The sequence below is a fragment of the Gluconobacter sp. DsW_058 genome (genome assembly GCF_002153615.1).
GTDB classification, from domain to species: domain Bacteria; phylum Pseudomonadota; class Alphaproteobacteria; order Acetobacterales; family Acetobacteraceae; genus Gluconobacter; species Gluconobacter cerinus.
On the sequence record NZ_JOPH01000005.1, the window covers coordinates 34,290 to 59,891 of the forward strand.

26 protein-coding genes, 1 tRNA gene and 1 other RNA gene are annotated in these 25,602 nt (G+C 57.1%); 14 read left to right on the forward strand and 14 right to left on the reverse strand.

Going from position 1 to position 25,602, the window contains the following annotated elements; translation table 11 throughout:
• Positions 1-124 precede the first annotated feature (124 nt).
• From HK24_RS03550 to HK24_RS03560, 3 genes are all read right to left on the reverse strand, one after another.
• On the reverse strand, positions 125-1,216 hold the full coding sequence (locus HK24_RS03550) for a purine nucleoside permease (RefSeq protein ID WP_086633351.1): 1,092 nt from the start codon (positions 1,214-1,216) through the stop codon (positions 125-127).
• A complete protein-coding gene (locus tag HK24_RS03555; protein WP_086633352.1) occupies positions 1,213-2,757 on the reverse strand; it encodes an adenosine deaminase in 1,545 nt (514 codons plus the stop codon). Before HK24_RS03555 ends, HK24_RS03550 begins: the two co-directional genes overlap by 4 nt.
• Positions 2,758-2,832: 75 nt before the next feature.
• A complete protein-coding gene (locus tag HK24_RS03560; RefSeq protein WP_086633571.1) occupies positions 2,833-3,741 on the reverse strand; it encodes a PhzF family phenazine biosynthesis protein in 909 nt (302 codons plus the stop codon).
• 109 nt (positions 3,742-3,850) lie between these two features.
• On the opposite strand from HK24_RS03560, the gene queG reads away from it, so the two are divergent.
• Positions 3,851-4,915, forward strand: coding sequence for a tRNA epoxyqueuosine(34) reductase QueG (gene queG / locus HK24_RS03565; RefSeq protein WP_086633353.1), 1,065 nt, complete (start codon positions 3,851-3,853; stop codon positions 4,913-4,915).
• A complete protein-coding gene (locus HK24_RS03570; protein ID WP_086633354.1) occupies positions 4,912-5,136 on the forward strand; it encodes a ribbon-helix-helix domain-containing protein in 225 nt (74 codons plus the stop codon). Before queG ends, HK24_RS03570 begins: the two co-directional genes overlap by 4 nt.
• A gap of 5 nt (positions 5,137-5,141) precedes the next feature.
• Here the strand turns inward: HK24_RS03570 and HK24_RS03575 are convergent, their stop codons facing one another.
• Entirely contained in the window at positions 5,142-5,510 is a 369-nt protein-coding gene (locus tag HK24_RS03575) for a hypothetical protein (protein WP_086633355.1), read from the reverse strand.
• 107 nt (positions 5,511-5,617) lie between these two features.
• Between HK24_RS03575 and HK24_RS03580 the strand changes: the two genes are divergently transcribed.
• A complete protein-coding gene (locus tag HK24_RS03580) occupies positions 5,618-6,448 on the forward strand; it encodes a TerB family tellurite resistance protein (RefSeq protein ID WP_046900812.1) in 831 nt (276 codons plus the stop codon).
• Here the strand turns inward: HK24_RS03580 and HK24_RS03585 are convergent.
• Positions 6,445-7,515 (reverse strand): YeiH family protein, encoded by a 1,071-nt coding sequence (locus tag HK24_RS03585; RefSeq protein ID WP_086633356.1) that lies wholly within the window; start codon positions 7,513-7,515, stop codon positions 6,445-6,447. The genes HK24_RS03580 and HK24_RS03585 overlap by 4 nt on opposite strands.
• Before the next feature lie 107 nt (positions 7,516-7,622).
• On the opposite strand from HK24_RS03585, the gene HK24_RS03590 reads away from it, so the two are divergent.
• A complete protein-coding gene (locus HK24_RS03590; protein ID WP_198942049.1) occupies positions 7,623-8,507 on the forward strand; it encodes a LysR family transcriptional regulator in 885 nt (294 codons plus the stop codon).
• An 80-nt stretch (positions 8,508-8,587) separates the two neighbouring features.
• On the opposite strand, the gene HK24_RS03595 is transcribed toward HK24_RS03590, so the two are convergent.
• The 4 genes from HK24_RS03595 to HK24_RS03610 all read right to left on the reverse strand — a co-directional run bounded on the left by HK24_RS03595 (position 8,588) and on the right by HK24_RS03610 (position 13,603).
• Positions 8,588-10,045: a mannitol dehydrogenase family protein gene (locus HK24_RS03595; RefSeq protein ID WP_086633358.1), complete on the reverse strand. Its 1,458-nt coding sequence runs from the start codon at positions 10,043-10,045 to the stop codon at positions 8,588-8,590.
• A 123-nt stretch (positions 10,046-10,168) separates the two neighbouring features.
• Positions 10,169-11,239, reverse strand: coding sequence for an FUSC family protein (locus tag HK24_RS03600; RefSeq protein WP_233126088.1), 1,071 nt, complete (start codon positions 11,237-11,239; stop codon positions 10,169-10,171).
• A 45-nt stretch (positions 11,240-11,284) separates the two neighbouring features.
• A complete protein-coding gene (locus tag HK24_RS03605; RefSeq protein ID WP_086633359.1) occupies positions 11,285-12,037 on the reverse strand; it encodes a glycosyltransferase family 25 protein in 753 nt (250 codons plus the stop codon).
• A 30-nt stretch (positions 12,038-12,067) separates the two neighbouring features.
• Positions 12,068-13,603: a Do family serine endopeptidase gene (locus HK24_RS03610; protein ID WP_086633360.1), complete on the reverse strand. Its 1,536-nt coding sequence runs from the start codon at positions 13,601-13,603 to the stop codon at positions 12,068-12,070.
• A gap of 117 nt (positions 13,604-13,720) precedes the next feature.
• Between HK24_RS03610 and HK24_RS03615 the strand changes: the two genes are divergently transcribed.
• The 3 genes from HK24_RS03615 (at position 13,721) to HK24_RS03620 (ending at position 15,209) form a co-directional block, all read left to right on the forward strand.
• Positions 13,721-14,911 (forward strand): Mrp/NBP35 family ATP-binding protein, encoded by a 1,191-nt coding sequence (locus HK24_RS03615; protein ID WP_198942050.1) that lies wholly within the window; start codon positions 13,721-13,723, stop codon positions 14,909-14,911.
• Positions 14,908-15,066, forward strand: a complete 159-nt coding sequence (locus HK24_RS13670; protein ID WP_167386129.1) for a hypothetical protein — start codon at positions 14,908-14,910, stop codon at positions 15,064-15,066. The genes HK24_RS03615 and HK24_RS13670 overlap by 4 nt, the downstream gene beginning before the upstream one ends.
• 68 nt (positions 15,067-15,134) lie before the next feature.
• Positions 15,135-15,209, forward strand: a tRNA-Thr gene (locus HK24_RS03620).
• Positions 15,210-15,689: 480 nt separating this feature from the next.
• Here HK24_RS03620 and thyX read toward each other — a convergent pair.
• Positions 15,690-16,601 carry an FAD-dependent thymidylate synthase gene (gene thyX / locus HK24_RS03630; RefSeq protein WP_046900805.1) on the reverse strand — a complete coding sequence of 304 codons (912 nt, stop codon included), beginning with the start codon at positions 16,599-16,601 and terminating at the stop codon, positions 15,690-15,692.
• 83 nt (positions 16,602-16,684) lie between these two features.
• Between thyX and ssrA the strand changes: the two genes are divergently transcribed.
• From ssrA to HK24_RS03645, 3 genes are all read left to right on the forward strand, one after another.
• Positions 16,685-17,011: a transfer-messenger RNA gene (gene ssrA, locus HK24_RS03635) on the forward strand.
• 89 nt (positions 17,012-17,100) lie between these two features.
• Positions 17,101-17,673 (forward strand): SspB family protein, encoded by a 573-nt coding sequence (locus HK24_RS03640; protein ID WP_046900804.1) that lies wholly within the window; start codon positions 17,101-17,103, stop codon positions 17,671-17,673.
• A gap of 100 nt (positions 17,674-17,773) precedes the next feature.
• Positions 17,774-18,166 carry a VOC family protein gene (locus HK24_RS03645; protein WP_046900803.1) on the forward strand — a complete coding sequence of 131 codons (393 nt, stop codon included), beginning with the start codon at positions 17,774-17,776 and terminating at the stop codon, positions 18,164-18,166.
• A gap of 34 nt (positions 18,167-18,200) precedes the next feature.
• Here HK24_RS03645 and HK24_RS03650 read toward each other — a convergent pair whose 3' ends face one another.
• The 3 genes from HK24_RS03650 to HK24_RS03660 all read right to left on the reverse strand — a co-directional run bounded on the left by HK24_RS03650 (position 18,201) and on the right by HK24_RS03660 (position 20,163).
• A complete protein-coding gene (locus HK24_RS03650) occupies positions 18,201-18,419 on the reverse strand; it encodes a hypothetical protein (RefSeq protein WP_046900802.1) in 219 nt (72 codons plus the stop codon).
• A 78-nt stretch (positions 18,420-18,497) separates the two neighbouring features.
• Entirely contained in the window at positions 18,498-19,280 is a 783-nt protein-coding gene (locus HK24_RS03655) for an ABC transporter ATP-binding protein (RefSeq protein ID WP_046900801.1), read from the reverse strand.
• Position 19,281: 1 nt separating this feature from the next.
• Positions 19,282-20,163: an ABC transporter permease gene (locus tag HK24_RS03660; RefSeq protein WP_086633361.1), complete on the reverse strand. Its 882-nt coding sequence runs from the start codon at positions 20,161-20,163 to the stop codon at positions 19,282-19,284.
• 209 nt (positions 20,164-20,372) lie between these two features.
• Between HK24_RS03660 and HK24_RS03665 the strand changes: the two genes are divergently transcribed.
• Genes HK24_RS03665 through HK24_RS03675 form a run of 3 tightly spaced genes read left to right on the forward strand, consistent with a single transcriptional unit; the run spans position 20,373 to position 22,970 of the window.
• Positions 20,373-21,758, forward strand: a complete 1,386-nt coding sequence (locus tag HK24_RS03665; RefSeq protein ID WP_198942051.1) for a lytic transglycosylase domain-containing protein — start codon at positions 20,373-20,375, stop codon at positions 21,756-21,758.
• 31 nt (positions 21,759-21,789) lie between these two features.
• On the forward strand, positions 21,790-22,335 hold the full coding sequence (locus HK24_RS03670) for a peroxiredoxin (RefSeq protein ID WP_046900798.1): 546 nt from the start codon (positions 21,790-21,792) through the stop codon (positions 22,333-22,335).
• Positions 22,336-22,361: 26 nt separating this feature from the next.
• Complete coding sequence (locus HK24_RS03675) at positions 22,362-22,970, forward strand: DUF1643 domain-containing protein (RefSeq protein WP_086633362.1); 609 nt, start codon at positions 22,362-22,364, stop codon at positions 22,968-22,970.
• 13 nt (positions 22,971-22,983) lie between these two features.
• Here HK24_RS03675 and HK24_RS03680 read toward each other — a convergent pair whose 3' ends face one another.
• A complete protein-coding gene (locus tag HK24_RS03680) occupies positions 22,984-23,640 on the reverse strand; it encodes a POTRA domain-containing protein (RefSeq protein WP_086633363.1) in 657 nt (218 codons plus the stop codon).
• A gap of 299 nt (positions 23,641-23,939) precedes the next feature.
• Between HK24_RS03680 and HK24_RS03685 the strand changes: the two genes are divergently transcribed.
• Positions 23,940-25,508: a carbohydrate porin gene (locus HK24_RS03685; protein ID WP_086633364.1), complete on the forward strand. Its 1,569-nt coding sequence runs from the start codon at positions 23,940-23,942 to the stop codon at positions 25,506-25,508.
• Positions 25,509-25,602: the final 94 nt, after the last annotated feature.

The window sequence follows — 25,602 nt, forward strand, 5'->3', positions numbered from 1 at the left end:
GAATCCAATCAATTGCAGCTAAAGCGTTCTGTTCACGACAAACTATGTCTTAAGCGCATACACGCAAAAAATGCCCGCCAGTTCAATCTGGCGAGCATTTTCCTTTCAACACAGGAGCAGGTCGTTATTCTGCACCGGGCATGGTTTTCTCGTATTGGTCCCAATGCGTGGCCAACTCGCGTACCACGACACTGCCGACCTTGTAGGCGGCCTCAACAGATGGAATAAACGCCGAATAGCTGCCTTCGTGCGCTTCTTCCGCCAGCAATTCCGCCGCCGTCTGGCCCGGATACTGCATGTCAAAATTGCTGGTCGTCCGAAGGATCAGAGCACGCTGGGGATCTACTCGACCCGCCTTCGCCTGTGCGGCAAGCGCCTGACAAAACGCAACGTCTTCTTCTGCCGTCGTGGCCAATGTTCCCTGATTGTCGGTCCAGTAGCGCACCCAGCGCTCGGCCCAGGCATTCATCTTCTCGCCAACCCAGAAGGTCTCACCGGAAATGGTATCGCCGACCATGACGGACGGTGCTTTCAGAGCTTCTGGATAACCCTTGTACCGGGCACGGGATGCCTGAAGACCCGGCGTATCCGGCAGGGTCATGTTTTTTGTCAGGCCATAAGCCCACTGCACAAGCTGCGGATTGAAGGTGTAAACCATGTCTCCACTGACGGAATGCAGCGGCGGCCGTGGCTGTTCATCCGGAACACTGCCCTGAACCGGCGTAAAGCCATCAGGCCAGGACTTCGGAATTTCCCGTGGATCAATCAGATGCGACAGACCGCCATTAATCACGCGTGGTGCCCAGACAGCAGACCCGACCGTGCCAAACTTCGGATCGACACCGCCAATTCCGGCCAGCACGAAATAGGCGTGCTTCAGGTCAAACCGCGGATCAAGGACAAGCGCCGTAATGGCCGATGCCATATGCTCCGGCCCTTCCCCGGACGCAATACCCAGAACATGCAGTTCCGGGTTGTAGTGCATGACGTCATGGTCCGTACCGGGCGCCGGAATTTCCTGCGAGAGCGGGAGCTTCTCAACCCAGTTCTGGTACTCGCCCGGCGTGTCGCCCGTGTCCTTCCCAAGTTCAAACGTCGTCACCACGACGACCCGCACGGGGATGGGTCGGTTCTTGGCGGATGCGCTAGAGAAGCCGCCTGAAACTGCGAGGACGGACAGGGCAGTCGCCCCAAAAAGGGTTTTCAGGCGGGTCATTGATAAAGGCTTTCGTGTGGAGCAGAGGTTTCAAAAGCGACAAACCGCGATTCAAGCTGCCACTGAAGGCGGGCTTTCTCGCTGGTTTTCAACAGATCGGCACAAGGGCCATTCTCAGGCTGAGATGAAGACGCGGTCTGACAGGCTGAAACAGGCTTGCCGACCTGATGGTTGTCCCAAAGGCTCTGCCCCGGAATAAACGCATCTTCCAGCCCCGTCCGGGACATCTGTTTCAGGTCCGCATAGCTCAGATTGTAGGTTTGAGCGGCCCGGACATATTCCTGCGTCAGATCACCACGGGAGACGCCTTCGTCATCCGTTGAGAGCGCAACGGGAACCCCGGCCCGGCGGTAGAGCGGCAGCGGGTGTTCAGCGCCCTTCACGTTCAGGATCTCGTCATTACTCGTCAGGTTAATTTCCACCATGACGTGCTTCTTAGCCATCTCGGCCAGCAATCCGGCAACGTCGTCTTCCGAAGCAATATCGACGCCATGGCCGATGCGCTTGGCACCAGCGATTTCGATGGCTTCCCGAATGTGATGCTTCAGTCCTTCAGGCGGAACGAGCTTACCCGTCAGTTCACCCGCATGAAGGCTCAGGTTCACACCCGGATAGACCTGCGACAAAAACTGGAACATCCGCATATGCAAGCTGTAGTCCCGCATCGCGACTGTATCATCTTCAGCAGCAACAATATTGACGCCGACGAACCGCGGATCGGCTTTCACCACGGCATGTCCCGCATCAAGCTGCGCATAAACAGCCTGAGGCGGCAGGATACGAAGCGTCTGGAACAGGTAATGCACGCTTACGCCACATCCGGGATGCGCCTTGGCCGTACCGCACTGAAGAATAGCCTGCGCCTTATGCTCCATCTCGTCCGTTTCGTGACGGGCCTGCTCAACGAGAGCAGGAATTTCCGCCTTGAGCGCCTGATGGGCAGCAGCGAAATCCTCGCCCTTGATGGGATGACGGAAGCCTGCGCCGATCATGCTGCCAAGGGCAGGAGAAACCATGGGCTCGATATAGGTGATGTGATCGGCAGCCGCACGGTCCATTGCTTCAGCGAGCATGTCGCCCTGATGGTCTTTTTCGATCGCATCGAAATGCCGGAAGGACGTAAAGAAGTGGTCATGCCCTGAACGATCGGATGCTGCTGGAACGAAATCCCGCATCGACATCGCATCGATCATCTGGTTCGTGGCTTTTTCATTCCCCACCAGCGCCGAAGCGGGCATTTCATCGCCCTTCGCATGCGGGCAGGCATGATCCAGAATATCGAGCGTCTTCAGAGAGACGCACAATCCATCCTTCGCCGCCCAATCCAGCATGTTTTCCGCGTAGATTGCACCCGAGAGGTGGATGTGCAGATCGGCCCCCTTGGGAAAACCGCGCAGAAACAGGCCGAGCCGGACAGGATCAGTCCGTAAGGCGTTGTAAGTCTGTTCAATGGGAGACGGGGTTTCGGCCCTTGCCAGAGGAGACAGGGCCGTCAGGGAGAGGGCAGCCGCTACAAGAACGGAAGGAAGGGTGCATCGCATGGTGGCACGATGCCGACTGCCCACGCCCCTGACAAGACATTTTCAGACCGTTATAAACTCTGCAACAGACCGTTCTCAGACTTCGCTTTCCAAAGTGAAAAATCCATCCATGACAGGGACACAGGAACCGGCGACGTAAGCCTTGCCCGCTTCTGTTCTGGCGTCCAGAAGGCTTGGTCGTCCCATGTCCACGCCCTGCGTGAAGGTCAGGGACAGATCGGCTCCATTCTCCAGCGCAGACAGGAACGCGACGGCCGCGACTGTGGCGCTCCCCGTCGCGGGATCCTCGGCAATACCATCCAGCGGCGAGAACATCCGCCCCTGAATGTCGCTGCCTTTTTCAAAGGCGCTTTCCCCTGCATTGCGCGTGTAGGCATACACGGAACTGATCCCGTTGGAGGCGAGAAGCCTGCGATGCGCGGCAAGCTCTCCATGAGCGCGACGCAGAGCGTCACGGGATGCAAGCTCAACAATCAGGAACGGCAGCCCGACCGAAACAACCTGCGGCGCGTGGTGATCCGTACGAATATCTGCGGGTTCAAGCCCCAGACACGCAGCCGCATTTTCAGGAATCATCCGGCTCCGGCGTGTCATGGCTTCTGGCGCCATGAGCTCTGCCCGAACGACACGTCCGCTCTCACGCTCCAGCCTCACAGGAACCAGGCCGGCCTTTTCTTCAAACAAAAACGTTTCCGGCAGCTCACGCCCCTGCGCTTCGGCCTGTCGCGCCAAGGCAAAAGCGGTACCGATATTCGGATGACCAGCGAATGGCAGCTCTCCGGCTGGCGTGAAGATACGGACATGCGCCGTATGATCCGCCTCTACCGCAGGGAGCACGAAGGTTGTCTCGGAATAGCCGAACTCAATGGCAATCTTCTGCATCTGCTCGGTGGAAAGCCCCGCTGAATCCAGCACGACCGCCAGAGGATTGCCCCCAAAAAGCTGGTCCGTGAAAACATCCAGGGTGACATAGGAACGACGCATAACCGGTTCTCTCATCGGAGAATGAAGACATCCCATCATGTCTGATTGGCCCGTTGGGGGAAAGATGGCGTAAACTGCTGATTCTGCTTTCCATCCATCTGCTGAGCGCATGACATCACGCCCATCCCCTTCCCGCCCCGGACGTTCCCTTGAGGAACGGATCGAGGACCACGCCCGGCATCTGGGATTTGATGCCGTGGGCTTCTGCGCGGCGGAGCTTGGCCCGGATGTGGAAGCCGGACTGCGCGCTTTTGTTGCTCAGGGCCATCATGGGACGATGGAATGGATGGAGACGCGCATCGAACAGCGCAGCCACCCGCAGGCCCTCTGGCCCGAAGCCCGCAGCGTCATTTCCCTCGCGCTCTGTTACGCGCCCGCAGAAGCCCCAGATGCAACGCTACGTCAGCCGGATCGGGGCAATATTTCCGTCTATGCCCGTAATCGGGACTACCATGACGTCATCAAAGGGATGCTGAAGCATCTGGCCCAGTTCGTCGTGAAGCTGGGCGACGAGACCACGCAGGTGAAGGTCTTCGTCGATACGGCCCCGGTTTCGGAACGCGCTCTGGCGGAAAAGGCGCATCTGGGCTGGCAGGGCAAGCATACCTGTCTGGTCTCCCGCACTCACGGTTCTTGGCTTTTGCTGGGAGAAATCTACACGACGCTGGATTTAAGCCCGTCCGAGCCAAAAGGCGGAAGCTGCGGCACCTGCACGAGCTGCCTGACGGCCTGCCCGACAGATGCTTTCCTCGGCCCCTATCGTATGGATGCCCGGCGGTGCATTTCGTACCTGACCATCGAACACAAAGGACCGATCCCGCATGACCTGCGGGAAAAAATGGGCAACCATATCTATGGCTGCGATGACTGCATTTCCGCCTGCCCCTGGAACCGCTTCGCCGAGGCGTCCCGCCACATCAAGCTTCAGGCCCGACCAGACCTGATTGAGCCAAAACTTGCAGAACTTGCAGCCCTCGATGACGCAGCTTTCCGCACGCTTTTTTCGGGATCACCCGTCAAGCGCATTGGCCGCAACCGGTTTGTCCGGAATGTTCTGATCGCAATCGGCAACTCGGACGATCCTGCCCTCGTACCTTCAGCGCAGGCTCTTCAGTCTGACCCTGATCCCGATATTGCCGAAACTGCCCGCTGGGCTCTGGAACGCCTGACATGAGTGACCTCGTCAAACGCAGCCTTTCGCTTTCAGGACATCGGACCTCCGTGGCCCTTGAACCAGAATTCTGGGCAGTCCTGGATCAGATGGCTACGGAGCGGGCCTTGAGCTTTGCGGCACTCGTTGCGTCGATTGACGCCAAACGCACACCAGACCGCCCCCTGGCTTCAGCTCTCCGTGTTGCAGCCCTTATGGATGCGCGAAAAACGGCCGAAGACTGATCGGATTACTTCGCGTTCGGAGGAAGATCCATCCAGTCAGGGTGCTTTCTCTGGATCCAGTTCAGAGCTTTCTCCATCAAACGACGAAAGAACGGAATATCTTCGGAAAGCAGAAGAATACCTACAGGAATCATCCAGACACCCAGAACGGGTAGGAACGCCATGCAGCCTCCGAGCATGAACAGAATACCAGCTGGAATACGAATCCATTTACGCTCTGGCTCCCGTAGCCAGCTCAGCGTCTTCTGCATCCATTCAGGGAGTTTGCGAATCAGAGCCTGCATCTTCTCCTCATAGTCGTCCGCCGGCGAAGGCTGAGCGACGGGGAGATGCTGCGTCTGATCGGACATAACTGGGGTGGCCTTGTTTTTCATGATGCTCCTTCAACACCCGAAGCCTGCGGGAGATCCAGTTCTTTCTGTGGAGGGTACATGTCCGATCTGTCATTTGCCGGTTTCCGGGACCATGCTAGATTGTCGATATGGCTATCTGGGGCAAAATGTTCGGTGGTGTTGCTGGCTTCGCAGTCGGCGGCCCGTTCGGGGCACTGATGGGAGCAGCCCTTGGGCATGCCGCCGACAGTGGCTCTCTGCTTAATCCTTCCACCGGGGGGTGGAGCGAACGCTTTCCTGCACGGGGTCGTCCTGACCCGAACAGTGCAGCGTTTTTTGGAGCTGCAAAAATTGCGGCCGCCATGGGCAAAAAAGACCAGCTTTACGCTATTGGCCTTGTGGCGCTGTGCGCAAAGCTGGCGAAGGTTGACGGGCCGGTCAATCGCTCCGAAATCAACGCGTTCAAAACCTGCTTCCAGTTTCCCCCCGACAATACGCGCGAAGTTGGCATGTTGTTCGACCGCGCACGGGAGCGAACGGACGATTTTGAAATGTACGCCCGCGAGATGGGCTCAGCTTACGGAGACGATAAGGCACCGCTGGAGAACCTGATGGTGGCCCTTTTCCGGATTGCCCGTGCAGATGCCGGAGCATCCAGAGAGCTCCATCCGAAAGAAATTGATTTTCTTCAGCGTGTCCATCGTGCTTTTGGTCTGTCATCCGGAGCATGGACGCGCGCAGAAAGTGGCGACAGCCGTGCCGCCAGCACCGGCGAGCCAGACGCCTATCGCGTTCTCGGCATCACGCGTACAGCGTCTGACAAGGAAGTCCGCGTTCGGTGGCGAACGCTTATCCGCGAGTACCATCCGGATGTTATTGCCCAGAAACCCATGACGGATCTGGAGCGCAAGCGTGCGCAGGAACGCGTGGCCCGGATCAATGCGGCATGGGACCGCATCAAGCGGGACCGTCAACTTTAACCGAAGTGAAGCCATACCAGCATACCGTAGCTGATGGCCTCCAGTCCCAGCAGTGAAAGGATGACGGCTACTGTCACCCTCAGGCCAGCGTTCGCAACGCTGCGGGCATCAACACCGAGGCCCAGAGCCGCCATGGACGTTACCGTCAGAATTGTTGCGATGTGACCGATTGGGCCGCCAAGTGACGACGGAATTAGCCCGAGGGAGCGGCAGGCTATCAAGGCGAGAAAACCCAGAATAAACCACGGCACAAACTGGAAAATTCCGCCTTTCCTGATTCCTGCGTTTATATTTTCTGACGTCTCATTTTTACGTTCGGAAAAGAAAACGGGAGAGGCCAGTCCAAGCCCGAAACACACGGGCCCAAGCATCAGAACGCGCACCAGTTTGACGATCATGCCTGTCTGCACAGCAATGGTACCGAGCGGGGCCGTGGCAGCGACGACCTGCGGCACAGCATAGACCGTCAGTCCAGCGAATGCGCCGAACATGCTGCCACTCATACCTGAGAGTAAGCCAAGACATGGCAGTCCCAACACCGTGAGAACGCCGAACACTGCAGTGAAAGCAATCGCCGCGGCAACGTCTTTTCCGTCTGCTCGAATAACAGGCGCAACAGCTGCAATTGCGGAGTTTCCACAGATCGAGTTGCCGCAGGCAATGAGCAGCGCCATGCGGGGCGGAAGCCCCATAAACCGCCCAATCCCGAAGCTCATGATGAGTGATGTCGCTACGAGCACCATGATGCCAATAATCAGGACCGGCCCGACTGCCAGCAGGTTTGCCGCACTTACTGACGCTCCGAGCAGAACAACAGATATCTCCAGAAAATAGCGCGCAGTGAAAGCAATACCGGCTTGGTATCTGTCCCCCGGCAACCAGAAGCTGCGCGCGGCCATCCCGCCCAAAATCGCAAGTACGAGCGCCTCCAGCCATGCCTTGCCGAAAAGAAGCTGCTCACCAGCTTCTAGCAATGATGCACCAGCACTCACCGCAAGACACAATCCTATTCCCGGCAGGGTGCGATAAGCGGGCTGAAATTTCGGAACAGCGAGACATCGGGGCATGATCGTTTTCTCCTGCCCTTCAGATATCCACTCATAAATCATCAATAAAACAAATTGATTAAGTCATTTCGTTCGTTAAAAACGATTGATTGCTATTGAGGACGATCATGACGCTAGAGCAGTTACGCACTTTCGTTGGCGTCGCCGAACGCGAACATATGACGGCCGCTGCACGAGCGCTGAACGTCACGCAGTCCACTGCTTCAGCCGCAATTTCTGCCCTTGAAGAACGGCATGGCATCAAGCTGTTCCATCGCGTGGGGCGAGGCATCGCTTTAACGGATGCTGGCCAGATTTTTCTGGAAGAAGCCCGCAATGTTCTTGCAAGCGCAGCTTCGGCGCAAAACACACTTGATGAACTCAGCGGACTCAACCGCGGCAGTCTTCGGGTTGTCGCCAGCCAGACCATCGCAGCCTACTGGCTGCCACCAATACTGGTCGCCTTTCGCACCGCCTTTCCCAACATCACCGTTACCCTTGAAATCGGCAATACGACGCAGGCCGCAACGCATGTGCGAGAGGGACAATCGGATCTTGGAATTGTCGAAGGCGACGTGGATGACCCCTCACTCGCGCAGTGGCCACTAGCGGAAGATCGCCTGCAACTCGTGCAGGCCGAACCTTTCGGAACGCAAACTGTGGACGCTGGCTGGCTGCAAAATGCGACCTGGATCATGCGGGAGCGTGGCTCGGGCACACGCTCATCGCTTGATGCCAGTTTGCGGGCTGTCGGCGTAAAACCTGAGACCCTGAAGGAAGGTCTGGTTCTGCCATCAAACGAAAGCGTAAGGACGGCTGTTGAGGCAGGCGCCGGACTGGCTGCTCTTTCTTCCCTTGTGGTTGCCCCATCCCTCGCCAGCGGAAAACTTCATGCGGCTCCGTTTGATCTTGGCCCCCGCACCTTCTTCGGTTTGCGACACAAAGAACGCTATCGCAGCAAAGCCGCTGATGCTCTTTTGCAGATCATCTCGGCGCAGAAAAACGGCACCTAGAAAAGGATGGGCACCAGCCCATAAAAAAACCGCTTCTCCCTGAAGAGAAGCGGTTAAAAGACCTATCAGACTGCCCGGTTTCAGGCTGGGAGTGCAGCCTTGACGCCCTTTTCGCGAATGATCTTGCGCAGCGCGATAACCTTCTCATCAAGCGTCGCATTATCAAGGTCACGCCAAGCGTCAAAAGCGGGAAGTTTCAGAGCGCTCTCAAAGTCGTCTGCTTTCGCGAGTGCCTTCTGCTGCTCACCGAAGGTTGGCTCAAACGGCTCGTACGTTCCGCCCTTCTCGCTCTTCCCACGCAGCATCTCAAGGTACGCTGCCATGCCAAACGCAATTCGGGATAGATCCCGCTTGCCTTCAAGAGCCTGACGCACCGTTTCCGTCCAGAAGACCTGAATTTTCGAGGACCCATCCCCTGAAATTCGCAGGGTCTGGTCAGCCATCGCCGGATTGGAGAAGCGGCTGATCACGCTGTCACGATATCCTTCCAGCGTCATGCCTGGCGGGGCTTCCAAGGTCGGGATGACGTCCTTGTTGAGGAAGTTCTCCAGATTGCCCCGCAGATCGGCGTCACGAACAGCTTCATCAACATTCTCATACCCGACCAGAACGGCAGGGAAGCAGAGCATGATGTGGCCAGCATTCAGCATACGGATCTTCACATGTTCGTAGTCCGTCACATCATCGACGAACTGGACGCCGGCCTTCTCCAGTGCCGGGCGTCCGTCAGCGAAGCTGTCTTCCAGCACCCACTGGTGAAAATCTTCAGCAACGAGCGGAAGGTCATCGCTCAGACCACTGGCCTCATTCAGACGCTTGGCAATTTCTGAAGACACCGTCGGTGTGATGCGATCCACCATTCCGTTGGGGAATGTGGCGTTTTCTTCGATCCACTTGGCCAGTTCCGGATCACGCGCCTTTGCATAACCCAGGAACGCCTTGCGGGCGACGTTCCCGTTGTGCCGCAGATTATCGCAGGACATGATCGTAAAGGCCTTACCCCCGGCATCCCGGCGACGGCGCAGTCCTTCCACAACATATCCGAAGATCGTGGACGGCGCTTCCGGCGTCTTCAGATCCTGCTGAACAGCAGCATTCTCAAGATCGAACGCACCCGTCGATTCATTGATGTTGTAGCCACCTTCGGTGATCGTCATGGAAACAATCCGGATGGTAGGGTCTGAAAGGTGCTTCAGTACGGCTTCCGGATCTGCCGGAGCTAGCAGATAGTCCCGCAATGCGCCCATGACGCGGACAGTGCTTTTACCGGACGGTGCCGTTTCCGTCAGGGAGAAGAGGCAGTCCTGCTTTTTGAATTCTTCAGCTTTTTTCTTTGAGCGATCACCGCCCGTCAGACCGACGCCAATGATGCCCCAGTTAGGATCATCCTTGAGAATTTGCTCAACATAGAATGCCTCGTGGGCGCGAAAGAAATTGCCCACACCAAAATGCACGATCCCTGGCTTTATCCCGTTGATGTCGTAGGGCGGAGCCTGCACACCGGCGGGAAGAGACTTGAGGGTTTCGTGCGTAATCATGGATTTCTCCGTTCCTAATGACCAGCCTCTGACGGGGGCCGGTTTTCCGGGCAGATGCACCGAGCTCTCCAGAAAACGCGGGAGATCACGACCGGGTTTCGAAAAAACGCCATCAACTGGCGCCTAGAGCCCTTTGGCAGCACTGGCATCGTCCCGCATGAGAACGCCTACGGCGCGCTCCAGATCATCCTTGAACAAAGACATGACGAAGCGCATTTCAGGCCGCGTCTGTTCTTCCAGCCGTGGAAGAAGTTCGAGAATGTCCTTGTCTTCCGGCTGATGCGGATGACGGTCCTGCTTGTGAACAAATCTTTGTTCACAGCTATGAGCCAATGCTCTCAGCGTGTGGCTGAGGCTTTTGTAGAGTGGAACAAGGCCTGTATTCCCTGCTGCACGGCCTGTCGCGATTGCTCGAGCCACCAGCATCGTATCGTTCAGGAGCCGCCGCATCAACCTTGGAAGTGCCGCAAGCACAGGATCGCGCTTCTCCAGATCACTGAAACGCTCGCGTCTGGCCTCTTCCACTGCGCCTTCAAGTTCGATCAGAAGGGCCACACAGGCTTCGTTCCGGGTTTCAATTTCCCGCCAGCCCGTTTTCTGATCCAGTGCGCCTTCCAGCAATCCGTCCAGACGTCGCAGGATACGGCTGGATGTGTGGAAAGCCTGCTTTCGGGCACTGCTGTGCAATACCACGAAGGACACCACCAGAGAGACGACCACACCAATCATAATAGCCGTCAGCCGCGTGACCATTGGCAGAAACGGGCTGCCTTCGCTGGGAAACAGATACACAATAATCAGGGTGATACAGGCAAACCGCAGATTGGTCTGAACGGCTGCGAGAAAGGCCAACGGCGCGAGAACGATCCAGAAAGGCAGCCACCGCAGACCCGTCCACATTTCCAGCAAGACCGCCACGATCCCCGCGACAGCGCCTAGCAGCGTGCCGGTAATCTGATCGCGGGCCGTTGCCATTGTCTGCGTTATACTGGACTGCGTAACAATCAGCGCGGTCACGAGCGCCCAGATAGTTTCCTGAAGATGGAGCGTCATGCCCACAACCCAGGCTGTGACGATCGAAACCAGAACGCGAATGGTCTGGCGCGTGGCGGGTCGCAGAACCTCTCGCCAACTGCTTCCCTTCGGCGGGACCATCAGCCAGGCCTGTGTGATTTTTTTTAGAGCACTCATCATGTCATGAGCGCTTTAAGAGCTTCCCGGTTCTTCCGTCCACCCGTTTCAGAGCGAGATCAGATGCCCGCCTCTTTCAAACGAAGAACTGGACCAGTCATTCCCCGGAATGGCGATGGGTGGGAGACACACGTAGGACCTGACGTCTTGCAGAACCATGCTGATGGCAACATCAATGCCAACGTTCGTCCATCGTATGCGGGTAAATTCCCGACAAACGGGAGATGTAAAATACCGCAGAGCGTAATACCCGTCCTTTATCGGAAAGATATTTTCCATGAAGAATTTTGCACAGGCAGGCGTGATAACGTAGCAGCAACAGCCTGCGAAGGCACTGAGTTGCGGGTAACAGAACGCGCGCCCTTTTAAGAACTTTGGCTGCTCTTCATCAAAAATGATTGTCGCCTTCATGGAGCCCGGAACAAACGCCACCTCCAACGGCCAATCCGTGTTGAACCCGAGAGCCAGAAAATCATAATCAGGATTGGTGGTCAGCGCCTGCTCTCGGTCTTTCCAGAAATCTGGAGACAAATGAACGTCATCCTCCATGACCATAATGGGCTCCCCGCTGTCCCGGCAGAGTTGCCATAGCCTCAGATGCGACATCGCGACGGCAAGCGCCGTATCGTCATAATCGGCGTCATTTAAAACGATACCGGCATCAATACACGCCTGCTTGCTGACATCATTTTTATCTGTCGCAGGAAAAACGGTAATCTGGTCGAGGAACGGCGCATTTATGGCATTGAACTGCGCAAGCCGGTCTGGCCTGGAAGCAAGACTGATGACGTAATTCTTCATCGCCCCTCACACCCTAAGAAGCTGAGCGGATCAGTTCCCCAGAAAAGGAACTGGCACCCAGCGTAGCCCGTCATCATCCTGCACCAACAGCAGAACTTCTTTCTTCTTCTGTTCCAGCGCGCGGCTCACTGCTTTGGCAAACGCATCCGGCGTGTCGATCTGATCCTGCCCAACCTGCGTAATCACATTTCCAACGGCAATCCCGCGAGATGTGGCCGGGCTGGACGGTTCAACCCGATCCACCAGCACGCCGCGCTGATCATCCGTTAGGGCATATTGGGTGCGCATTTCCGCATCGATGGAACGCACCGCCAGGCCCAACTCGCCAAAAGCTGCTTTCGTATGCGTTGGCTGATGCGTGTCGGACGGTGGCATATCTGGCGCGTTTGGCGACTGTGCCAGCGTGATCGGAAGCGTCTTGATGCTGCCCTTATGCCAGACGGTCAGCTCTGTCTTTGTTCCAGGCAAAATGGACGCAATGATGCGCGGCATGGTCTGACCCGTCACATCCTGACTGCCCACACGAGTGATGATGTCACCAACCTGCAGGCCAGCCTGAGCTGCCGGACTTTTCGGCCCTACTTCAGATACCAGAGCACCCTTGCCGACCGTGCCGTCCGCTTGGTGAAAATCAAGATCCTCAGCAATGTCGTAGGAGACATTCTGGAACTTCAGTCCCATCCACCCGCGTGACACATGACCTGTCTTGCGAAGCTGATCGATGATGCCACGCGCGTCATCCGCCGGGATGGCAAAGCCGATCCCGATAGAATCACCCCCGGCCCCACCATAGATCAAGGTGTTGATGCCAATGACTTCGCCCGAAAGATTAAAGAGCGGGCCGCCTGAGTTTCCCCGGTTAATGGCTGCATCCGTCTGGATATAGTCATCATACAGGCCGTGTTCGACATTCCGTCCGCGGGACGAGATGATACCTGCCGTGACTGTGCCGTTCAGGCCGAACGGATTGCCAATGGCCACCACCCAGTCTCCGATCCTGGCGGCATCGCTGTGTCCTAACGGAACAGCTGGCAGCGGATGCTTCGGTTTGACTTCCAGAACGGCCAGATCAACCTGACTGTCACGCCCCACAATCTTAGCCGGCAGCTCCGTACCATCCTGAAGTGTCACGGAGACCTGATCTGCGCCTTCAATGACATGATTGTTCGTCACGATGATGCCCGCCGGATCGACAATAAAGCCTGATCCCAGAGCCTGCATCCGCCGCGGCGGGCGGTTCGGTGCCGGCTTGTGCGTCATGTAGTCGTGAAAGAATTTTTCCAGCGGTGAGCCCTGCGGGAACTGCGGCACCTGCGGACCATCCGGACCACTGGAGTCCGGCCCCTTGTCCTCATCCTTACCGGGCTTGAGCACAGCAGACGTGGAAACATTCACCACGGACGGAAGAAGGCGATTTGCCAGATCCGCAAAGCTGGACGGAACGGAGCGCGGGGCTGGAACGGGTGCCGGAGAGGGCTGCGGGGCGGTCTGGGCCTGTACCGTCGTGACGGACAGCGCCAGGGAAACGGCGCAGGACAGGGCAAGGCTGGCGATCAATCTGCTCATGGTGACACGCTAACGCAGAAGACAGTCATTCGTCACCATCCTGTAGTTCAGGAGGGGCGTATGCTACGCTGTTTCTCCTTCCTGACAGGCCGTTCCCCCAGAAAAAAGAGTCTTGGCATGACCGATCATCTCCCCCCGACCAGTTCTTCTGACGAATCACATGCCAATGCCGAGAAACGCATTTCCGAGATTCTGAACAACGAACAAACTGGCCTTGGATCGAATGTATTGTCCTTTGCGTCGCTGGAAGGTGTTTCAGTTCGCGATGGACATGCGCACGTGACCCTTGCCACCTCGCGGGACAACGTGTCGCGCATGGAGCCGATCAGACCTCAGGTCGAAGCAGAGATCGCGCGCATTCCAGGTTTGACGGGAGCAACAATTTCCCTGACGGCCCATCGCGCTACCACGCCACCACCGGCCAATGCACCAGCTCCCGCAGCCGGGGGCGGTCATCGGCCGTTCAATCTGGGCGGCAAACGGCAGAATGCGTCCAGCCGTCATGCTCCAGAGACGCTTCTGCCAGGCGTAAAAGCCGTCGTCGCTGTTGCGTCCGGCAAGGGAGGCGTTGGCAAGTCCACAACCGCTGTAAACCTTGCAGCCGGACTGGCTAAACTCGGTGTCCGGACCGGACTGCTGGATGCAGACATCTACGGCCCGTCCCTGCCGCGGATGCTCGGCCGCAACACACGCCCCGAAGTCATTGAAGGCCGCATCATCCCCATTGAAGCCTGGGGGCTGAAAAGTATGTCCATCGGCTATCTGGTGGACGAGCATCAGGCCATGATCTGGCGTGGCCCCATGGTCATGGGCGCCCTCACCCAGTTCCTTGGAGAAGTGGACTGGGGAGATCTGGACGTTCTTGTCATAGACATGCCGCCCGGAACCGGTGATGCCCAACTGACACTGGCCCAGAAGCTTGGAGCCAAGATGGCCAAGGGTGGGGCTGTTATTGTCTCCACGCCTCAGGACATTGCGCTGCTGGATGCGCGACGTGGCGTTTCCATGTTCGAACGGATGGAAACTCCCATCCTCGGCGTTGTGGAGAACATGTCCTATTTCTGCTGCCCTAATTGTAATCACCGCACTGAGCTTTTTGGCCACGGTGGCGCCAGAGAAGAGGCCGAGCGCCTTGGCGTGCCTTTCCTCGGTGAAATCCCCCTGCTGGCTGACATCCGGGCCAGCGGCGATCAGGGCACGCCCATTATCCTCTCGGCACCTGACAGCGAAGCTGCCCGTGCCTACACGGCCCTCGCCACGACTATTGCCGAGGCCCTCAGCCACTCTGATGAAAAGGCTTCCTCATGACCCGTCTTCTCCTGCTGGGAACAGCACTACTTCTGTCGGCTTGTGCTAAGCCGCCTGTAGTCCATCATGGGCTTTCTTCAGACGGCTACGGCTTCACGAATAACTCCTCCCATCTCCCCCCGCCACCGAGCCTCATGACCCCTGCGACACGATAAAATTACAGAATCGACACTCAGGAGCTTGACCAAAGGGGTCTCGGCGTGGAAAAAGCCGGGCTGTGGATGCCGGGTTAGCACAGTGGTAGTGCAGCGGTTTTGTAAACCGAAGGTCGGGGGTTCAAATCCCTCACCCGGCACCACGATTTTTCCCAGAAAATCAAGCGTTCTACGCGATTCTCCAAAAAGAATCGTGCACGCCGTTGGCCCCCCTCTTTGGGGGCTCAACCCCTGTGGATAAGTTTGTTGATTAAGATCTACGAAATATGAGTCCGACGTGATTCCACATTCGTTCTCCGTAGAATCCGTTCAGAAACAGCGATTCCGGAAAACAGGAAATCCACCGACCATTTTACTCACCGAAATACGAACTCAATTTTCGGCGGTGGGGTCAATTTTATAGCAGTGTTCAGTCAGACCCTTTTTACAAAGGGCCATATGCTTGTGTGCCGGTGCAGGCCAGAAAATGTGGATGCACACGGACGCAAGAATGAGAAGCCCTGCGAGAATCGCCCAAGGCCAGATCCGTGGTAACTGCGGCTCTATTTCAGCCGAAGTTTCACTTTGCACGGAAGGAGCTTCTCGCAGGAGCTTGTCAAAATCGTTCACGATTTTCGGTTATCTCAGGCTTCTGGTTCGAGAATGTCGTTCATCTCGATCCATTCGCGCTTGGAAAGCCCGGACGTTTCCTGTGTCACGGCCTCTCCCGCCAGACGGCGGCGCACCACGTTCAGCATCCCCGCTGAGAACGTGAAGGCCCCGCGACGATATTCTTCGAATGCAGCAGCCGTTGCCGGCACCCAGGCATGCAGGAGCTCAATCATCTTTTCTGCGTAAACACGAATCTCGTACTGCGCATGCGGATCTGCGCGCAGGGCGAGGAAGTGCATCAGATTGTGCAGATCGATCTTCCAGTACCACTGGGTATAGGTGTTCAGCGTCAGGTTCATGCGCGCCAGTTCACGGGCCAGGCCAGTGCCCTCCGGGTCCAGCATCGATTCATAATCGTCGTAGCACTGGCTGGCATCACGACGCAGAATCTCAAGCACGCGCTCTGCTGTCTCCGGATCAAGAGCTTCGCTGCGTCCCTGACGGTTCGAGGCGCTCTGCGATGCAACCTGATCCAGAGCTGGCAGATAGAACTCGCGGTCGAGAATCGAATAGCGCGCAGAATACTCGTTCACGCTGGCCATGCGATGACGAATCCACTGCCGTGCCACGAAAACCGGAAGCTTCACGTGGAACTTGATTTCGCACATCTCGAACGGCGTCGAATGCCGATGACGCATCAGATAGCGGATCAGTCCGGCATCTTCAGACACCTTCTTGGTGCCACGCCCATAAGACACCCGGGCAGCCTGAACGACGGCTCCATCATCGCCCATATAATCGACGACGCGCAGGAAACCATGATCCAGCACCTCGATGGGCGTGAAAAGAAGTTTCTCCATCGCCGGAACGGTCGGGCGGGAGGTCAGCTGGGGCTCGTTGCGCTGAGCTTCGATCTCAGCGCGCTGTTCGGATGTCAGTGCCATAGGCCGCGGCTCTAGCATGACGAAACATCTCCCGCCACCGCAAGAGACGAGTCCGGGCGGCATCATCATGCGCTTCGTCTTTTCCCCTTGCAGGACGGCAACAGCACTCCTATGTTCAGCAGTGCAAGGGGTTCGTCCCCGGCTATGGCGATAAACGGTAAGTGAAATAAGTGTTGTGGACCCGGGGGCAGTGCCCGGCGTCTCCACCAAGAAAAATCTCTCGCAAGAGGGATCTGTGGGGACGAAACAGGCTCGACGCGCATGGTAAAGACTTATCTTTTGCCCGGTATTGTACCACCGTCATCGGGCTAAACTTACAAGTGCCAATGATAACTCTGAGGTGCTCGCTGTCGCTGCATAAGCGATAAGCGCGGTTCGGGAGGGCACCGGGCAACAGAAGCCCTCCCACCTCATTTTTCCTTTTGTGCAAAACGTCTTGCCATTCTGGCTGGTCTGTCGCATCCCTGACCTGATTGACTGAAACATCAGGCCTGCGACCATGAGCGACGACGATCACACCGGCCAGGACGGCCTTGAGCACGACCTGCCCGAAAGCCTTCTTCCCTATGACGACTGGGTGGAAGACGCCTATCGTGAAGTCATGCTGCGCGCCATTGAGCACGTTGCGGCTGAGGGACTTCCCGGTGCTCACCATTTCTACCTGACCTTCCGCACCAATCGTCCGGACGTGATCATTCCGTCTCGTCTCCGCGCCCAGTATCCGGAAGAAATGACGATCGTTCTTCAGCACCAGTTCTGGGATCTGGCGCTGGATCGCGAAAAGAATGTCATTTCCGTTGGTCTGTCGTTCGGGGGCGTTGGCAGCATCCTTGTCATCCCGGTTGCCGCCATTACGGCCTTTGCAGATCCACATATCCGGATGGCGCTGCGCTTCGTCAGCAGCATGGTCGATGACGACGAAGACATCGAGATTCCTGAAGGCGCTGTAGAGCCAGATGATATCGATCCGGCGCACCACCCAGAGGTGACGATCGAAGAGCCTCCTCAGGAAGAGAAGAAAGATGCCGAGGTCGTCAGCCTAGCGGCATTCCGCAAGCGCCCACCAACCTGAGCTATTCTTTCCCGCCCGAACAGGGCACCGAGGCCTGACGGTTTCTACGTCCTGATGATAATATCAGGACCATCGGGCGCCGTTTTCTTGAGGTACCATCATGCGCTTTACCGTTGATCGCCTTGACCATATCGTTCTGACCGTACGGGACAGAACTGTTTCGGCATCCTGGTACCAGCGGGTTCTGGGCATGGATATTGAGGAATACGGCCGGAATAACCGTGTTGCTCTCTGCTTCGGCGGCCAGAAGATCAATCTTCGCCCTGAAGGATCAGAGGGTTGGGAAACGGCCGAGGGCGCGCAGCCCGGCACATCCGACCTCTGCTTCACAACAGCCATCTCAAGTGACGATGTTGTGCGGCATCTCGAAAAATGCGGTGTTGTAGTTGTGGAAGGTCCGGTTTCGCGCCTGGGCGCGCTGGGACCGATCACTTCGGTCTATTGCCGGGACCCGGACGGCAACCTTGTGGAAATTGCCTCTTACCAAGGCTAACAGGCGGGTCTTGACCCGCCTGTCCTGCTGGCTTTTACCAATTTTTGGAGATCATCCAGAATTCTTCGGATGTCAGGGTAATTGCATTGCAGTCTTTGGTTTCAGCTGCAGCCGTGGCGAGGGCTTCGATCCGCTCGATCATGAGCGTCTTACGCTGATGAGCTTCTGACTGCTCCTTGACGGTGGCAAGTGTCTGAAGGGCAGACTTCGCAGCTTTGGCAACGCGGGCTGCATCAATAGCGGCATAAGACATGATTAGTCTCCATGGTGATGGTCAAACTCGAAGTTGATCCTACCGCACCCTTGAGACCAGACCAAATAACAGCTGACCTCAGGCCAGTGAGGCCTCATACGCCTCAAGCACAGTGTCCGTCGGACCATCCATGCGGATCTGCCCCTCTTCCATCCAGAGGATGCGCGTACACCACTGCTTGAGCACAGGCAGGGAATGCGATGTCACGACCAGAATTTCAGCGGCATCAACCATGCCTGCCATCCGTTCCTTTGCCTTTTCCTGAAAGCGCTGGTCGCCCGCCATGAACCATTCGTCCATCAGCAGAATGCGCGGACGGGGAACCGTAGCCAGAGCAAATCCAAGCCGAATGCTCATCCCGGACGAGTAGAGTCGAACGGGCAGGTCAAAGAACGGTCCCAACTCCGCAAAGGCTTCGACGTCGGCTTCCAAAGCAGGAAGCTGCCCTTTGGGCAAACCAATGCGACATGCAAAGAGATTGAGGTTTTCGCGCCCACTTAACTCCGGGTTCATGCCAGACTGCGGATCAATGAGCGCATGACTGTCGCCCTCGATATCCAGATAGCCATCATCTGTTTCATAGATCCCGGCCAGCACACGCAGGAGCGTTGTTTTGCCAGCGCCGTTATGGCCGATCAGGCCAATGCGCTCACCTCCATTGATCTGAAATGTCAGCCCTGACAGCGCCTGCACGAGCACGGCGTCCGAGGCGACTGCACCGAGACGCATTCTTCCGCCAACAGATGCAGGCTTCGTGACGGTGGCCTTGGCACGCGCCAGTAGGGTTTTTTTCAGAGAGCGAGAAGCCCCGTGCAGAACCGGGAACGACAGGGAGAGATTCTCAAGGCGGATATGCGTCATGTCAGATCCAGAATACCAGCCGCGAGCGCACACGGACGAAAGCCCATATCGCGACAACCCAGAAGACCGCACTCGTCAGCAGAGCCACAAGCCAGACGCCAATCGAAGGAATGTGCCCTAACAGCGGAGCACGAACGACTTCCAGCAGGGCATAAAACGGATTGTACAGAAGATACCGTGCTTTTCCCGCCAGCTGCTGCGGCTGCCAGATGACAGGCGTCACGTAGAACACGATCTGAAGGAGCGCCCCGATAATCGGCGGCACATCCCGAAACCTCGCACAGAGCGAGCCCAGCAGCATACAGGCCGCAAATCCGTCCAGTCCCCATAGCAGGAGTGAAGGAAGCGCCAACAACGCCGTAGACCCCGGCCAGACATGATAGATCGCGAAAACACCCACAGGTACTATGATGTTGTGAGCAAAGACGATCGCATTACGGACCACAACCCGAATGGCCTGAAGCAGCAAAGGAAGACGACTGGAGCGTATGATGCTTTCTGCATCCAGAAAACTGGTGCAGGATTCCTGAAGAAGGCTCGATAACCCCGTTTGCCAAAGCGTCAGGGAGAGCGCCAGAAACGGCAGGTAAACCTTCATATCCTGATGAAAAAGGCGACTGTACAGAACGCCCATGGATGCAACCATGATAGCGGATGTGATAGTCAGCCAGAATGGGCCCAACGCTGATCCGCGATAGCGAAGCTTGATGTCCAACCACCCCAGCATAACGCCCAGACGCCAGAGCTTGCAGGCTCCGCGAAAATCATCCCAGGCCCGGGCAGCGGGGCTCCCGCGACGCTGGTCGAACTTCAGCGGGCTCAGATCATGCTTCGGTAGCCGTTGCATCTCTGGCTCTTTGGGGGCCGGGGCAGATGAGTTCATCTGGTTCGCCTAGCCGATAGACTCTGTTCCCGCAAGCAGTCTTCCCCTTGATGAAGAAGCACCCTTTCACCATCTCTCGTCGAACAGCTTCGAAGCGAAAAAGTAGGCGACAAACGTAAACCTTTCGTCATTTTTCCTAGTTTTGCCGTAATCCCTGTGTATTGTCCGGGGGTTGCGACAGTTCTTCCCTTGTCAGGTACCCTGCCCCGATGCCCAGACCCGCCGTGCCGTTCCAGACCACTCTTCGCCCGTTGACCGCTCTCCGTTCAGGTCTGGCACTTGGTCTGATCGGCCTTCTCGCGGCCTGCGCAGGTACACCCGACATGAGTTCGACATCTCAGGTTCCCGTCTCTCAGGAAGCCGCGAAATATCGCGCTCACGCAAAATCCTATTACGCTCCGCCGGGCCCACCCAGCGATCCGTGGGGGCCATACATTCAGGAAGCCTCTGCTCGGTTTGATATTCCAGAAGCGTGGATCCGGGCGGTCATGCAGCAGGAGTCCGGCGGCCACCTTTACGACCATAATGGCAATTTCATCACTTCGACGCCGGGTGCCATGGGCCTGTTACAGCTTATGCCGCCAACTTATGATGACATGCGCCAACAATACGGCCTCGGCGACGACCCGTTTGATCCGCACGATAATATTCTCGCAGGCACGGCATATCTTCGGCAGATGTACGAAATCTATGGTTCGCCAGGATTTCTCGCTGCCTACAACGATGGCCCTGGAAGCCTCGACAGCTACCTGCGCCGCGGACGTCCGCTGCCGCGTGAGACACGCCGCTATGTGGCAGCAATCGGTCCACGCATCGCAGGCGTAACGCCTCATAACCGGTCGGCCGCAGACCTTCTGGTCTCCCAGCATGATCCAAACGCCCAGATCCAGGTTGCAGAAAATACTGCCCCCACCACGCCTGCCAGTCAGTCGATCCGGGCCGCCTGGTCTCACAAGGATTCATCAGCAGACAGCTCATCTGACGATAGCTCGTCTTCGGATGAGACCGTGGCCGAAACACCCGCCGCTCCCGCAGCGCCTGTGGTTGTAGCCTCTGCCGCACCGGTAGAACCAAACAGTGTCAGCGCGGCGTGGGCAGCGCGGGGTATCACATCACCAGCTCCCACTGTGCAGAAAGTGGCCTATCACCCACCAGTCGCAAACAGCATGGATACCGAACTGGCCGACAGTCAGGTCACAGCGCAGGAAATTCCGATGGGGCACCATTTGCAGCCCCAGCCGATCATGGCCGTCATGCCTGCTTCACGACAGCAGTACCGATTGTCTTCCCCTGCACCGACAATGCATCACGCCACCATCGCCGCACCACAGGAAACGAGTGGCCCCAAAACATGGGCCATTCAGGTTGGCGCATTTGCCAATTCCGGACAGGCCACTTCAGCCGCGTCTCAGGCTCACAGTCGGGGCGGAGCAGTTGTCGCGTCTGCGAGAACACAGGTTGCCAGCGTCAAAACAGGCAAAGGACACCTCTATCGTGCCCGCCTGACCGGCCTGACACATGAAAATGCTCTTGCGGCCTGCCACCGTCTGCCGCACGGTTCACCATGCGTCGTGGTTCCGCCCGGCGCATTCTAAACCGTTACCTTCAGGGAACAGAGCACATCCTATGCGTCGCTTTCTGCCAATTTCTGCTTTCTGTGCCCTTGCCATGATTGGCACTCTCCCTTCTCCAGCTCACGCTGCTCTGGAATCAGGAGCCCATGCTCCAGACTTCACGGCCAAGGCGAGCATGGCAGGACATGAGTTCAGCTACCATCTGGCCGAGGCCTTAAAAACGGGTCCGGTCGTCCTTTACTTTTACCCTGCCGCCTTCACCAAGGGCTGCACCATCGAGGCGCACGAATTCGCTGAGGCAATTCCCGAATTCAAGGCGATGGGCGCAACGGTTATCGGGATCTCCATGGACCCGATCGACAAGTTGACCCGTTTCTCCGTCAGTGAATGCCGGAGCGCATTTCCTGTTGCCGCGGATCCTGACGGGACCATCACCAATTCCTACAAGGCCAAGATGCCTCTTCTGCATATGGCCAGCCGCACCTCTTACGTGATTGCGCCGGATGGGCATGTTGCCCTCTCCTATGCATCCATGTCCCCGGATGGCCATGTCGAGCGGACACTGGCTGCCGTCAAGGCGCTTCAGGCTGCCCACTAAGCTCACCAAACACCGGAATGTCTTCTATGTCGCGCCCTTCCCGCTCCACACCGTTCCAGAGCGGAGGGGAGCCTGCTGACCTTTTTGGGCAGCATCATGTTGGTGATTCACGCCCACTTCGGCTTTCGGAAGACGTCATCAGTACAGCCCACTACGACGGCCCGGGCGACTGTTACCGTTACACCTTGAAGCGCGTATGGGATGAGACGAAGCCCATGGTCATGTGGCTGATGATGAATCCTTCAGTCGCCACAGAACTCGGGGACGACCGAACGGTCGCCAAATGCCAGCGCTATGCGCGTGCATGGGGCTACGGTGGAATTTTCGTCGGCAACAGTTTTGCCTATCGCTGCACGGATCAGAAACGCCTTCTGGAAGTCGATGATCCCATTGGCCCCGACAACGACAGGCATCTTCTTGAAATGGCGAAGGCAGCTGATCTTGTCGTGCTGGCTTACGGTGCCCCTCAGGCCAAGGCACTTAGACCTCGCGGCACTGCTGTGGCCCGGATGCTGGCGCACCATGGCGTGAAGGTGACGGCATTAAGATTGAGCAAGACAGGACGGCCAGAGCACCCGCTTTATCTTCCGGGTGTACTGACCCCCCGGTCATTGGATCCGGAGACCCTGACCTAATTCTTCAGGCGGGTTATTCCCCGTCTGAGCGCGGGCTCTGCTCACGGATCTGCCAGACCAGAACCAGATGATTGTCATGGTTCGGATAGACCACCTGTGGCTGGATCTGAGCGCCGAGCTTGTTTTCCCGATACACTTTCTCGATCGCCACTTCGTCCGCCGCCAAAGCCTGATCCGAGATCGCTGCGCCATCCTGAAGGGTGGTTGCTGCTGCCAGAGCAGGCGTTGGTACTTTTCGGTTACCCTCGAAAGCAACCTTGTCCACGATCAGTCCAGCAGTGCCAACCTCGGCAGTCCTTTGATCGTGCTCCCTCATCAGCAGCTTCACATCCACCTTGTTGGCGGAAATGTGCAACTGCTCACCAAGGTCCGCCCCAACGCCGCGTGACTGATACAGCGTCGCAACCTGTTTCTGTGCGTCTGCCAGCTTCGCGCGTGTGACGTTCTCGCCGTCGTGATAACCGAATGCTGCGAGAATATCCGCAGATGGGACACGCTTGTTTCCCTCCACAGACACCGAGCCCAGTTGAAGAGGGGAATCGAGAGCGGGAACAGGTGGGGGAGCGACTGGACCTGTAGCGGGCTCGGCCAGAACCGAACCGGTCGTTAAAATCGCTCCCACGGCAAGACCCACTCCTGCACGTGTCAGCATGGAACGAGAGAACCTCATGCTGCCTCCTGTAAAAAACAAAAAATCAAGAGATTGTCTTACGCCATAATGCTCCGGGAGTTGCCCTTTATCTGGACCATGATGGTCTCCATCCACACAATGTCACACTTCTCATGGTCAAAGACCAAACCACTTTAGTTCCCTTGCACGCATTGACAGCGGGTCGGGCGGTCTGCGACACACCACCTCTCACTCCATAAATTGGAATTCATTTTCTTCGTCCCACCCTGTGGGAAAGTCTTCGAAGAAGACCGTCTTCCTGTTCGCCATCATCAGACAGAAGAGAGATTCGCTGCCTTATGGTCGTGCTGACTGATCACGCTCGCCTTTTTCGTTCCGGACATCTGCGGACCGTTTTTCTGGGACTCCTGTCCGCCTCGACACTGGCTTTTGCGCCAGGCCAAGCCTGGGGTCAGTCGGCCTCGCCTTCAGGTTCAACCCCAACGGCAGGCCCGTCGGCGGAACCCTCGGCAGGCAACAGCAAATCCGAACTGACGTCACACCCTATGGATACAGGGCGACGCGTTCCCATCCTGCAAAACAACATGCGCGGCGTACGCAGCGCTGGCACTCCTGACGAAGTTGAAGATCCGGGGGCGTTTTTCGCAGCCCCAATGGGATCACAGCATTTCTTCGGAGACTGGGGCGGCATCCAGCCATGGCTTGTCAATCATGGCATTCATCTCCTCGCCGCAGTTAACGAAGAATTCGCCGGCAACGTGACGGGCGGTAAAGACCGCGCCTATTCGGATACGGGGCAGGTCGGCGTCGAAGTGGATATCGACTGGGACAAGATGGCCGGTATCAAAAATTTCTGGACGCATACGCTGATCGTCAACGGACATGGCCAGAACGTGTCCCGGATGTTCGGAGATTCCATTGCGCCTGTGCAGGAAATCTATGGTGCACGTGGCAACGTCGTAGCGCATCTCGTGTCAATGTATGGAGAGGCATCCTTTTACCATAACCGTATCGACATCAGCGCTGGCTGGATCCCGGTCGGTTCATTCTTTGCTGCCTCGCCACTTTTCTGCGACTTCATGAACGTCGCCGTCTGCGGAAATCCAGCACCAAATAAGTACACGGAAGGCAACCGCGACTGGCCGTCCGGTAACCTTGCAGCTATTGCCCGAGTCATGCCAACGGCCAATACATACATTATGGGTGGCCTCTTCGCCGTAAGCCCACACGCTTACAACGGCGGCATTTCCGGTTGGTCCTGGGCGCAATCGGGGCTGGGGAAGTTCTCAACCCCTGTCGAAATCGGCTGGATTCCCCGTTTTGGGAAAAACCATCTCGTTGGTCATTACGAGCTTGGATATTCCTACGACAATTCACGCTATCTGAACCTGTACGAAGACATTCACGGGAACTCATGGCAGCAGACCGGCCTACCTCGCCGCTATGAAGCCGGGCGAAACAGTGCGTGGCTGATCATGGATCAGATGCTGATGCGCAACGGTCCGGGTGATACCAACGGTCTGATCCTTATGGCGGGCGCCATGTACAGTGACGGCAAGACCGTCGCCATGCGAGACCACACATGGGTCGGCATGATTGATACGGGCAAAGCGTGGGGGCGTCCGCTCGATACTGTCGGCGCCATGTGGCAGCACTTCGACATGAGCACCACGGCAGCCTTGCAGCAGGAATCCTCCAAGCAGCTCAACCTGCCCTATCAGGATAACCAGTGGGGCACAGTCTATGGCCCGCAGAGCCATGAGAACGTGTACGAACTGTTTTATAGCGCGCATGTGGCCCGTGCGATGGCGATCCAGCCCGACTTCCAATACATCCAACGCCCCAGCGCGACGACGACATTTCGCGATGCCGCTGTGCTGGGGGTTCAGTTCACCGTCGTGCTCTGAATTAGCGACGAACCAACCACGACAAAGCGAAGCCCGAAAAAGGCTTCGCTTTTTTTGTGCCCGCATCCTGCACACAGACGCAGTCATATTAAGT

Coding starts and splice junctions, on each gene's coding strand:
- HK24_RS03550 (WP_086633351.1), bottom strand. CDS start 1,216: ATGACCCGCCTGAAAACCCTTTTTGGGGCGACTGCCCTGTCCGTCCTC.
- HK24_RS03555 (WP_086633352.1), bottom strand. CDS start 2,757: ATGCGATGCACCCTTCCTTCCGTTCTTGTAGCGGCTGCCCTCTCCCTG.
- HK24_RS03560 (WP_086633571.1), bottom strand. CDS start 3,741: ATGCGTCGTTCCTATGTCACCCTGGATGTTTTCACGGACCAGCTTTTT.
- queG (WP_086633353.1), top strand. CDS start 3,851: ATGACATCACGCCCATCCCCTTCCCGCCCCGGACGTTCCCTTGAGGAA.
- HK24_RS03570 (WP_086633354.1), top strand. CDS start 4,912: ATGAGTGACCTCGTCAAACGCAGCCTTTCGCTTTCAGGACATCGGACC.
- HK24_RS03575 (WP_086633355.1), bottom strand. CDS start 5,510: ATGAAAAACAAGGCCACCCCAGTTATGTCCGATCAGACGCAGCATCTC.
- HK24_RS03580 (WP_046900812.1), top strand. CDS start 5,618: ATGGCTATCTGGGGCAAAATGTTCGGTGGTGTTGCTGGCTTCGCAGTC.
- HK24_RS03585 (WP_086633356.1), bottom strand. CDS start 7,515: ATGCCCCGATGTCTCGCTGTTCCGAAATTTCAGCCCGCTTATCGCACC.
- HK24_RS03590 (WP_198942049.1), top strand. CDS start 7,623: ATGACGCTAGAGCAGTTACGCACTTTCGTTGGCGTCGCCGAACGCGAA.
- HK24_RS03595 (WP_086633358.1), bottom strand. CDS start 10,045: ATGATTACGCACGAAACCCTCAAGTCTCTTCCCGCCGGTGTGCAGGCT.
- HK24_RS03600 (WP_233126088.1), bottom strand. CDS start 11,239: ATGATGAGTGCTCTAAAAAAAATCACACAGGCCTGGCTGATGGTCCCG.
- HK24_RS03605 (WP_086633359.1), bottom strand. CDS start 12,037: ATGAAGAATTACGTCATCAGTCTTGCTTCCAGGCCAGACCGGCTTGCG.
- HK24_RS03610 (WP_086633360.1), bottom strand. CDS start 13,603: ATGAGCAGATTGATCGCCAGCCTTGCCCTGTCCTGCGCCGTTTCCCTG.
- HK24_RS03615 (WP_198942050.1), top strand. CDS start 13,721: ATGACCGATCATCTCCCCCCGACCAGTTCTTCTGACGAATCACATGCC.
- HK24_RS13670 (WP_167386129.1), top strand. CDS start 14,908: ATGACCCGTCTTCTCCTGCTGGGAACAGCACTACTTCTGTCGGCTTGT.
- thyX (WP_046900805.1), bottom strand. CDS start 16,601: ATGGCACTGACATCCGAACAGCGCGCTGAGATCGAAGCTCAGCGCAAC.
- HK24_RS03640 (WP_046900804.1), top strand. CDS start 17,101: ATGAGCGACGACGATCACACCGGCCAGGACGGCCTTGAGCACGACCTG.
- HK24_RS03645 (WP_046900803.1), top strand. CDS start 17,774: ATGCGCTTTACCGTTGATCGCCTTGACCATATCGTTCTGACCGTACGG.
- HK24_RS03650 (WP_046900802.1), bottom strand. CDS start 18,419: ATGTCTTATGCCGCTATTGATGCAGCCCGCGTTGCCAAAGCTGCGAAG.
- HK24_RS03655 (WP_046900801.1), bottom strand. CDS start 19,280: ATGACGCATATCCGCCTTGAGAATCTCTCCCTGTCGTTCCCGGTTCTG.
- HK24_RS03660 (WP_086633361.1), bottom strand. CDS start 20,163: ATGAACTCATCTGCCCCGGCCCCCAAAGAGCCAGAGATGCAACGGCTA.
- HK24_RS03665 (WP_198942051.1), top strand. CDS start 20,373: ATGCCCAGACCCGCCGTGCCGTTCCAGACCACTCTTCGCCCGTTGACC.
- HK24_RS03670 (WP_046900798.1), top strand. CDS start 21,790: ATGCGTCGCTTTCTGCCAATTTCTGCTTTCTGTGCCCTTGCCATGATT.
- HK24_RS03675 (WP_086633362.1), top strand. CDS start 22,362: ATGTCGCGCCCTTCCCGCTCCACACCGTTCCAGAGCGGAGGGGAGCCT.
- HK24_RS03680 (WP_086633363.1), bottom strand. CDS start 23,640: ATGAGGTTCTCTCGTTCCATGCTGACACGTGCAGGAGTGGGTCTTGCC.
- HK24_RS03685 (WP_086633364.1), top strand. CDS start 23,940: ATGGTCGTGCTGACTGATCACGCTCGCCTTTTTCGTTCCGGACATCTG.